Source organism: Ferrovum myxofaciens, from assembly GCF_000735045.1.
Lineage (GTDB): Bacteria > Pseudomonadota > Gammaproteobacteria > Burkholderiales > Ferrovaceae > Ferrovum > Ferrovum myxofaciens.
Genome location: NZ_JPOQ01000143.1, coordinates 1 through 3,508, shown reverse-complemented (window position 1 = coordinate 3,508; position 3,508 = coordinate 1). Strand labels below are relative to the sequence as shown.

At 47.2% G+C, this 3,508-nt stretch carries 4 protein-coding genes and 2 pseudogenes; 5 read left to right on the top strand and 1 reads right to left on the bottom strand.

Translation table 11 applies throughout. The features are described 5' to 3' along the window. Window positions 1–129 precede the first annotated feature (129 nt). From IV91_RS17400 to IV91_RS17390, 5 genes and pseudogenes are all read left to right on the top strand, one after another. Window positions 130–405, top strand: a pseudogene (locus IV91_RS17400) (protein NO VEIN domain-containing protein); the annotation flags it as partial. Next, complete coding sequence (locus tag IV91_RS0111835) at window positions 399–1,583, top strand: RNA-binding domain-containing protein (RefSeq protein WP_031598655.1); 1,185 nt, start codon at window positions 399–401, stop codon at window positions 1,581–1,583. The pseudogene IV91_RS17400 and the gene IV91_RS0111835, both read left to right, overlap by 7 nt. After that, on the top strand, window positions 1,580–2,566 hold the full coding sequence (locus IV91_RS0111830) for a ParA family protein (RefSeq protein WP_031598653.1): 987 nt from the start codon (window positions 1,580–1,582) through the stop codon (window positions 2,564–2,566). The genes IV91_RS0111835 and IV91_RS0111830 overlap by 4 nt, the downstream gene beginning before the upstream one ends. Next, a pseudogene (locus tag IV91_RS17395) lies at window positions 2,563–2,727 on the top strand (DUF1156 domain-containing protein); the annotation flags it as partial. The gene IV91_RS0111830 and the pseudogene IV91_RS17395, both read left to right, overlap by 4 nt. Further along, window positions 2,727–3,314, top strand: a complete 588-nt coding sequence (locus IV91_RS17390) for an AAA family ATPase (RefSeq protein ID WP_062188568.1) — start codon at window positions 2,727–2,729, stop codon at window positions 3,312–3,314. The pseudogene IV91_RS17395 and the gene IV91_RS17390, both read left to right, overlap by 1 nt. On the opposite strand, the gene IV91_RS0111820 is transcribed toward IV91_RS17390, so the two are convergent. Beyond that, on the bottom strand, window positions 3,253–3,508 hold a 256-nt coding region (locus IV91_RS0111820; RefSeq protein ID WP_031598651.1), incomplete at its 5' end, for a transposase. The genes IV91_RS17390 and IV91_RS0111820 overlap by 62 nt on opposite strands.

The window sequence follows — 3,508 nt, the reverse complement described above, 5'->3', positions numbered from 1 at the left end:
CTGCCTGCTGTGGCGAATTCTCCTGCTACGCTTGGTTTCCATACCTGCTCTCCTGTGTCATAATCTGGAGAGAAGTATGCGGAAAAATTATCCGGGAAAATACAACGCCGCTGGCTTACCGCTTACATTCCGCCAACCCAAGACGGCAAATTGACACCGGCACGCCATATCGAAGTCAAGGGCCGTGCCAAGGGGCAATCGACCATTACCATCACCCGAAATGAGATCCTGTACGGGCTGAATCAGGCCGACAAATTCATTTTGGCCATTGTGTTGGTCGATGGCGATCAGCATGAAGGGCCGTTTTATGTCCGCAATCCGTTCACGCAAGAGCCGGATTGGGCAGTAAGCAGTATAAACTTAGCGTTAAGTGAGTTATTAAAAAAATCGGAGATGCTATGTTGACCGAAAATCAACTGAAAATATTGCTGATAGATTTGGAATCAGATCGCATTGAACGCACCGAATCTACAACCAATACAGATAAATTTTGTCAGGCGATATGCGCCTTCGCCAATGATTTACCTAATCATCGTCAGCCGGGTTACTTGCTTGTCGGGGTTAAGGACAACGGATCGTTGTCGGGATTGGTTGTGACTGATGAATTATTGAAAAATCTTGGAGGGATTCGTTCTGACGGGAATGTTCTGCCTCAACCAATGATGAATATAGCCAAGTTTTCACTTGAAAATGGCGAAATTGCTGTTGTGGAGGTTTTTCCATCGGATCTCCCTCCTGTTAGATACAGAGGACGAGTACATATTCGTGTCGGGCCACGCAAGGCAGTTGCTAACGAACAAGAAGAGCGTGCACTGAGCGAACGACGTGTAGCTCTGGCACATAGCTTTGATGCACGCCCATGTACTGAGGCGACACTTGATGAAGTGGCCTTGGGACAGTTTGACGCCTACCGCCGAGAAGCTATCGATCCAGAAACTATAGCTGCCAACCACAGATCGATTGAACAACAGCTCGCTTCACTTCGCCTGTACGATCCCGATCGATCTTGCCCGACGCACGCGGGTATTTTGCTTTTCGGAAAGAATCCACGCTTTTTTATGCCGGGGGCTTATGTCCAGTACCTTAAATTACCCGGTACCGAATTAATCGATATTCCTGAAGATCAAGCTGAAATATCGGGAGACCTTAATTCGGTGTTACGTGAGTTGGAAGGACGGCTAAAACTAATCATTCAGACAACGATGCGCGCCATTAGCGCTCTTGAGGAGAAATTACTTCCAGACTATCCAGAATGGGCACTACGCGAGCTGTTAATGAATGCTGTTATGCATCGCAACTACGATAGCAATACGCCAATTCGGTTTTATGTCTTTAGCGACCATATCGAAATTCAAAGTCCGGGAGGCTTGTATGGAGAAGCCACGCCGGAAAATTTTCCTACTCGGAATAGTTATCGGAACCCGGTGATTGCGGAAGCAATGAAGTCACTTGGTTTTGTAAACCGATTTGGTTATGGTGTTCAACGTGCTCAAGCACTGCTTTCTCAGAACGGTAATCTTCCTGCTGAATTTGAATTTGATGAGCACTCAGTGCTAGTCAAGATATACAGGAGGCCTGCATGAAAACGGTAGCCTTTTTCAACAACAAAGGCGGAGTGGGAAAGACATCGCTAGTATACCATTTGGCATGGATGTTTGCGGATCATGGGATCAAGACGCTTGCTGTAGATTTAGACCCGCAGGCCAATCTTACTGCGATGTTCTTGAATGAGGATCGCCTCGAAAAATTGTGGCCGGATGGCAATCACCCCGAGACAGTTTTTGGGTCAATCAATCCAATTCTTCGCGGTACCGGTGATATTGCGCATCCCCATGTAGAGAAAATAACGCCGAATCTCGGACTCATTGCGGGTGATCTCGGATTGTCCCGATTTGAAGACAAACTTTCGGATGCCTGGCCTCGTTGCCACAATCGCGATGAATCAGCATTTCGCACAATGACTGCATTTCACCGTCTTGTGCAACTGGGCGCAGATTGGGGGGTACAGCTCGTACTGATAGATGTTGGTCCCAACTTGGGTGCTATAAATCGTTCGGCACTTATTGCCTCTGACATGGTTTGCCTGCCACTAGCACCTGATTTATTTTCCTTGCAAGGCTTAAAGAATTTGGGGCCAACTTTACGTGAATGGCGTGCTGTTTGGGCCGACCTTTTGACCAAATCCCCCGGCGATCTACCAATGCCTAAAGGCACGATGCAACCCATCGGTTATATCGTTATGCAGCATGGTGTTCTCGACACGAGACCGGTCAAGGCATATAAGCGATGGATGGATCGGATTCCTAATATTTATCGCGAAGCCGTTCTTGACGAACAAGTCGCAACCACGCCGACAGTCGCGAACGATCCCTATTGTCTTGCTTTGCTCAAGCATTATCGAAGCTTGATGCCAATGGCAATGGAAGCTCGCAAGCCGATTTTCTTCCTTAAATCTGCGGATGGTGCAATTGGTGCGCATATCGAAGCAGTGAGAAGTTGTTATAGCGACTTTCAAAAACTCGCAGGGAAAATTGCAGAAAAAACGGGCATAGCTTTTCCCAAATGATACTAATGAACATTAAGACCCCAAAAAAGCTTATCGAAGTCGCGTTGCCGCTGGACGACATCAACATTGCATGCACAGGAGAAAAATACATTCGCCATGAACTTCCATCAACACTGCATTTATGGTGGGCGCGTCGTCTATTGGCAAAAGCGGAGCAGGTATGAGGCTAGCAAAAATCAATATTCGCGATTTTAAGCGATTCCATAATTTGACAATTGATAGCATTCCAGAATCGGCACGATTGGTAATATTGACCGGCCCAAACGGCAGCGGTAAAACATCAGTATTTGAGGCCTTTAACTATTGGATGAGCAGGAATCGAGGTCAAAACCATTTTGATCAAGAGTATCACCCGCGTTACGGACAATCCACCTCCAGCGATCCACATGGAGCGCTAAACAAAATCCAATTGACATTTCATGGTGTAGGCGATGTTCGTCAAGATGCCACGAAAAAACAGAAAGTGTTCTACATTCGCTCTGCCTATCGACACGAACCTGACTTTACATCCAACGGACTTGGACAGGCAGATGACATGTTGCTTGATTCTCGACGAGCGGCAAGATTGATTCTTCCTGAAACGCGAGTTTCAGAAAATTATCAAAGGATTGTGGCAGCGAGCATTTCTGCTTTGTATGACACGGACAATCCAAATCGGAAAGCTGGTGAAATTACGGATGACCTGATTATGTCTCTATCTCAGTGCGCACCATCAGTTTCTTTCCAGAACAAGGAGTTGCATACATGAGCGCCACGGCAAGTCTTGGTACCATTGCTGCCAGGTCGAATCTTCGATTGAATCGATACTGCGACTCAGCCAGGTATCGACCGGCGTATTTTCGGAAATTAAAGGCGTGATGTGTTCCACTCAGCGCGGTCTTGAGGTTGCCCAGCACCACATTGAGCCAGCGGAAGGGCTCAATCTCCGTGCCCGCCTTGCCT